The organism is Sporofaciens sp. JLR.KK001 (assembly GCF_036941055.1).
Taxonomy (GTDB): domain Bacteria; phylum Bacillota; class Clostridia; order Lachnospirales; family Lachnospiraceae; genus Sporofaciens.
Map to the genome: position 1 here is coordinate 1 of NZ_JAYMNO010000006.1, position 6,001 is coordinate 6,001.

General features: G+C 38.5%; 5 protein-coding genes. 3 read left to right on the forward strand and 2 right to left on the reverse strand.

Annotation, left to right across the window (positions count from 1 at the left end; translation table 11 throughout):
• The first annotated feature begins 596 nt into the window (after positions 1–596).
• From VSQ62_RS32220 to VSQ62_RS32230, 3 genes are all read left to right on the forward strand, one after another.
• Positions 597–1,799: a MarR family transcriptional regulator gene (locus VSQ62_RS32220; protein ID WP_334638778.1), complete on the forward strand. Its 1,203-nt coding sequence runs from the start codon at positions 597–599 to the stop codon at positions 1,797–1,799.
• Between the two features lie 190 nt (positions 1,800–1,989).
• Positions 1,990–2,517 carry a hypothetical protein gene (locus tag VSQ62_RS32225; protein WP_334638781.1) on the forward strand — a complete coding sequence of 176 codons (528 nt, stop codon included), beginning with the start codon at positions 1,990–1,992 and terminating at the stop codon, positions 2,515–2,517.
• A 63-nt stretch (positions 2,518–2,580) separates the two neighbouring features.
• A complete protein-coding gene (locus VSQ62_RS32230) occupies positions 2,581–3,507 on the forward strand; it encodes a tyrosine-type recombinase/integrase (protein ID WP_334638779.1) in 927 nt (308 codons plus the stop codon).
• A 471-nt stretch (positions 3,508–3,978) separates the two neighbouring features.
• Here VSQ62_RS32230 and VSQ62_RS32235 read toward each other — a convergent pair whose 3' ends face one another.
• Together VSQ62_RS32235 and VSQ62_RS32240 are read right to left on the reverse strand one after the other, a co-directional pair.
• Entirely contained in the window at positions 3,979–5,388 is a 1,410-nt protein-coding gene (locus VSQ62_RS32235; RefSeq protein ID WP_334638780.1) for a hypothetical protein, read from the reverse strand.
• 204 nt (positions 5,389–5,592) lie between these two features.
• Positions 5,593–5,790: an integrase gene (locus VSQ62_RS32240; protein ID WP_502957897.1), complete on the reverse strand. Its 198-nt coding sequence runs from the start codon at positions 5,788–5,790 to the stop codon at positions 5,593–5,595.
• Positions 5,791–6,001: the final 211 nt, after the last annotated feature.

Genomic DNA, 6,001 nt, shown 5'->3' on the forward strand with positions numbered 1-6,001 from the left:
TCCTTGATTTCCAGCACCCTTAGCGTCCCTGAGACGATTTGAACGTCCGACCCTTCGCTTAGGAGAAATACCAATCCAAAAAAATTACGTGTAGCCTATACTCCTCTAATGTCCTCGGAAGCCCCTATTTCCCTGGACATTTTACAATTTTCATGGGGAGGGAATATCCTCAAATTCCCTCTCGTATCTGCTAATATTCTGACGTGATATTAGCAGGTTATTAGCAAATACAAGAGTTGAACTCTGTACTGGCACTAACTTATTAGCACAAGGACGCCTATTCATAAGCTGCTTTTGGCGGCTTATTTTATATTTATTTTACCATAGGCTTCCCACTTCTACAAGGAAATTGATATACCGTTTCCATATTTATGATTAGGGTGTCAAAAGGTTAATTTTTCAAACAGGCACTGCTATATTGCACAAAAATCAATGCCGATCAACTACCTTTTAAGTGTTTTAAAGGCCACTATTTTAGTGAAATTGTACAAATGTTTTTCGCAAAATACCCTTTTGACACCCCAATCATATTTATACATTGGGGCAATTCATTTCTTATAGACTAAAATATTTTGAAAGAAATAAAGGAGACATTTATGGAACAAATTAAGAACCATCAAGATTATCAACTAGAACTGAAGCAGATTGTGGAATTCCCACGCTGCAGAATTTACAGAGATTTCATACGGTCATTAATCACTAACATGGGCATCCGGACAAACGGAGGCTCTTTTCTTTTTTATTACATCGTCCTGTGCTCTTATGCAAATTACAGATCATCCTACCGCCGTACAGAAACTATGACTTATCTTGTCGGGCCTGGGGAATGGATCTGCACCCTAGCAGATCTGCGCACATGGTTTCGGTGCCGATTCCAGCATCAGGCAGTCTCGATCCTGAAGTACCTGCAGAAGCAGAACTATATCACATACTCCCTTCTGGAGAATAAGAAGGTTGTGAAGTTTAAGATTACAGACTGGCCAAAGGATAATACCGTACTGGAGTACAACTTTCCCTGCAAGAAGGATGACGGCTTTTTCTTTTTCCCGATTGCCAAAGTCCATGAACTAATCAGCATGGGCAAGTGCTCGGAGATGGACATGCTTTTGGATATGTGGATTCACGCCATCTATAACGATCCGTCTGTGCAAGGCTCCTATTCCGGCCCGGTTGTGTATTACCGCAACAACACTGGCAATCCGGTAACCAGCTTCCAGACATTGGGCGACCGCTGGAACCATTCCAAGACAACCATATCACGTACCTTAAAGAAATTTGAAGAAATGAATCTCATCACATTAGTATCCTTTACCGGGAAACATGGCAGCATGATCTATCTGAATGATTATCTGTCAGTTATGTTCGATATTAGTGATGTGATGATCGACAAGGAGGAGATCGCTATGACTATGCAACTGCCAATCCATGTACCAGAAAACAAGGGAGAAGTCTGCGTTTCAGAAGCTGTGAAGGAAGAACAGGTCAGCGTTCCAGAAAATGATCCGTGCGTTCCGAAATCGCACATGCAGTTTATCATCCAAAAAGTGGTGGAAATGCTGAAATCACAAGGGATTCCGTGTTGCGAGTGTCCCAAAACCCGCTATATATTATCTCCTTTATCCTCTGCCTGCAAGAATATAGTAAATATATATACTCTAAGTATTATCTGCCCTTACGGAAATGCAGCCTATCGGTTTGAGCTGACTGTCAAGCCTGAAGAGAAGGATTATCTGGAGAGAAATCCGATTCTGAAAGAGTATGCGGATGTTGTGGAAAAGATTTTGAAGGGAGCTGAGTAGGATGAAGGATACAAGCAGGAAGGATGCAGGGCTGCAAAGAGCAAAATGGAAGGATGCAGGAGCAAATGGTGCAGAATCGGAGGATGCAGGAATAGAAGATGCAAAGACTGATGTGAAAAAGAGTCAGGGAATAAATAAGAATGGCACAGAAACTCCAAATATAAAGAAAAGGGATACCAGAAAGAGGAATATCCGGAATGGATTAAGTGACTGGAATCCAGAGGAGGATCCACGCTTTCATGACACCTACAAATTTCTTCGGAGATACCGGGATGCCACATATAGCCTGAAGGTAGTAGTCCACCAGATGGAGACACAGTTCCGGCTGAAATATGGGACAAGTGTAGATGAATTCCTTGATTCTATCTATGCTGCAGGGGCTGATCTATCTGGAGATAATATTGAAGAACGGGCAAAGAGCATTGAACGAAGTAATCGGATGCTGAAAATGCTGGATTCCTCCGTGGATTTACTTAGAACCAACCACAAACACGGAGAACAGTATTACTGGATCCTCTACTATACATTCCTGTCTCCCCAGAAGCCGAACGGTACAAATGAGATCTTAGAGAAGCTGCGGTCACATATTTCCAATATTTCCTATCGCACTTATTACCGAAAAAGGCATAAGGCAATCGAATCTCTGAGTACCATACTCTGGGGGTATACCGCAAGGGAAACCATTGAGATACTGAATATTTTTTTCCCTGAAGAATAAAATGATCGACATTTCATAGATGGATACTCATAATTAGTATAAAAAACTAAGGAGTATTCATTTATGAGCAGATTAGAGACTTTAATTGCAGACTACATGAAAAACTGTGAATCCATTAAAAAACTGGATAGGAAGACACTGAAAGCTTATCGCATTGATTTGGCACAATTTCACGCATTTATGCTGGAATATCCTGATTTTGAAGATAAAACTGCTATAAACGAGTATATCTCATCTCTCCACGACCAGTATAAGCCTCGGACTACCAAAAGAAAGATCGCTGCTCTAAAAGCTTTCTTTCATCATCTGGTTTATGAAGAGATTATTACCCTGAATCCATTTGACAAGATCAACGTAAAATTCAGGGAACCACAAATACTGCCCCGGACGATACCGGAAACTACGATTGCTGATTTTATCTCCACGATGTATAAGCAAAAGTCACTTGCAAATACAACCTATCAATACAATGCGATCCTTCGTGACATCACGATTATTGAGTTGCTTTTTTCCACAGGCGTCAGGATCTCAGAGCTGTGTGCCTTAAGACTACAGCAAGTAGATCTGGTGTCCTACAAAATAATCATTTATGGAAAAGGCTCTAAAGAGCGCCTGATCCAGATTGGCAATGATGATGTCAAAAAGGTGGTAGCTGAATATTATGCTGCCTTCCAGACAGATATTTTCTCCACCGGATGGTTTTTTATCAATCGGCTTCATCAGCGGTATTCAGAACAATCCGTACGGGCTATGATTGTAAAGTATTTAAAACTGGCAATGATTGATATGCATATCACTCCGCATATGTTTCGTCATTCATTCGCCACTTTGCTGCTGGAAGCTGACGTTGACATCCGATATATACAAAAAATGCTTGGTCATAGCTCAATCAAAACGACTGAAATCTATACAAGCGTTTCCATGGCAAAGCAAAATAATATTCTCACGACCAAACATCCACGGAATTTTATGAACCTGAATAAAAACTAAAAGCAAATTTAATTTTTATTGTAAAAAAGCAGCGAACTTTTTTTTCCGAATCATGTTCACTGCTTTTCTATTACTTTCACTAAACCACTACGCCGACAATCCTATTCTAGCTACTATTTTTAGAGTGTAACCATTTGTTGCGTTTTCTCATTCATTACTGCTTATTTGCCAGCCGTGCCGTGGCAGATAAAAAGTATTTTAATCATAATTTATTCCTTTTTCAAAATACCCGGAAACGCCGTGTTTTGGCACATTTTGCGGACTTCTAATTTTAAATATCAGCACCCTCGTTTTAATACACTTTTTGTAAATGGGACAAATCGTAGCAATTCACAGTCTTCATTCGTAATCTTTCCGTAGTCGGATAGGAGTGTACAAAACTCCCCCCCTATGGAAATGGGTACATTTTCCCGGCTAGCGCGTGCATTATTTAACGATAAGATTTTCCCTATACATATTTTTATACTTTTCCTAAAAAATCTGCAATAATGTGCATATAATTATTTCATCTGGCAATCCAATATATTTGAAAAAGCCAGCATAAACAATAGCCAATAATGGTGCATATAATTTTGCACTATCACCCCATTCAACCGTACCAGAATGTGTTTTGTTATTGCGTAGATTTACAAAGGAAGCAATATTAGTCTCATTAACCTGTGGCAACACCCATTTTGAAACTATTGCATCAGCCACTTCATGGTTTTCATTATACAATGTAAGAATTTTCTGTTTTAATGTATAATCAAGATATTGAAAAGCACTGCTTATTGTAGTTTCTTTATTAACATCAATTTCAATATGGGATTTAGAAAAATCTGCTATCGTTTTTTTGATATTCTTTTTTATTTCCTCTATGAGAACATCTTTTTCTCTGCTCCCCTTATCATCCAAATGGTAAGTGACCTCTAACGCTGTACATAAATCCTGAACATTTTTTATTGATATCCGGTTGACCATATCATTATTTTCTGGCAAAAGTTCAAGTAACGTGTCAGCTTTACCATTTACAATTCCCTCGATTAAATTCGGTATATAATCAAAAATACTAAATATCGGTATCACATTATGACATTTTCTCGTAGAGTAATTATCATAGCGGTCAAAAATTTTGCAAATTCCTGTTTCAAAAAACTTATCATCCGCATTTTTCTGACTAAGATATCCTTCGAAGTAAACATTATTTTGAGAAGTTAAAATCGCAGTAAGTTTTTTTGCAATTAAATAGCATTCTTGTATTCTGTCAAATTGCTGTGCATTTTCAAACGAGAAACGAATAAAAGAATTTAGATTCCCAAGATTATATGCACCTTGATGTCCTATGCCATTTGTTCCCCCATCCTGTCTAATAGAAAATGTTAATGTTACTTTCTCATTTCCTATTTTAAAGTCAATTGAACGAGTGTACTCACTCCAAGGTCGCATTCTAATTTCCCTTGCTCCATCATATTTTAAATATTGGTCAACATCAGGCGGCTGGATTGCCAATCCGGGATCGCATAGGGCATTTATGTTCCCACCATAAAATGTAATGGCATGAAATTTCTCCCAAGGCTCTGTCATCATACCAAAAAAGCCTTGTGCATTACCGCTTGCCTTTATTATGATAGGAGTTGAAAACTTAATAATAGGACTAAAACCCATACCACTGGTACTAAATTTCCCATTGCGCAATATTGCAATCATGCCACCATTATCTTCACCATACAGATACTCTGGTCGCTCTATATTACGATTTTGTATTTTATCAAAAGACTCATATATCTTTCTTTTATCACTTTGAGCCGGAAGCAAAGTAACTATATTCTCTGATACATAGTATGTATATTTGTCATCCCCTACCTTTAGATAACCGCAAAAATTGTCTGCTATTTTTTTCATAATAAACAATCTACTCCTTAATAATTTCTTTTTGTAATCAGTCACATTCAACACTCAAATATTTTTACTCTATTTTTCAAAAATCTTTTTCTGATTGATATACCATCATCAAAAACTGATTATACCATATCCAGCATAAAATATCACATACAAATTACAGCAGCTACAGAAAATCGCCCTGCCGAGACAGAGCGTCTAGCCTTTCTATATTAAATTAACCGGAACATTTTTTGTGATATCATTTTCTCCCTTTGTCCTATCCAGCTCTTTCCTCGCACTTTCCAATTCTTCCATCCATTCCAGTTCACCCTCTAAGTCCTCCAGTCCAAGGTGGGTGTATCCATTTAGCGTTACCCCGATATCACTATGCCCCGTCAAATATTGGAGCGTCTTTGTATTCATACCTGGCTTGACCATGTTATTGCAGTAGGTGCGGCGGCAGACATGAGCCGTAATACAGCCACAGCCTCTCTTGTCACGCTGTCATTTACCACCACTGTATCTGGTTCAACGCCGAAAGGATCCCTATACAACATATCATCATCCACCATCATCTGAAGCGTTAGTTACAGAATTCGTCCAGACTGTTTTATCCCTCTTCGTTTACTAGCAT

Excerpts from the sequence above, each read along its gene's own strand:
- VSQ62_RS32220 (WP_334638778.1), top strand. The coding sequence starts at position 597 with ATGGAACAAATTAAGAACCATCAAGATTATCAACTAGAACTGAAGCAG.
- VSQ62_RS32230 (WP_334638779.1), top strand. The coding sequence starts at position 2,581 with ATGAGCAGATTAGAGACTTTAATTGCAGACTACATGAAAAACTGTGAA.
- VSQ62_RS32235 (WP_334638780.1), bottom strand. The coding sequence starts at position 5,388 with ATGAAAAAAATAGCAGACAATTTTTGCGGTTATCTAAAGGTAGGGGAT.
- VSQ62_RS32240 (WP_502957897.1), bottom strand. The coding sequence starts at position 5,790 with ATGAATACAAAGACGCTCCAATATTTGACGGGGCATAGTGATATCGGG.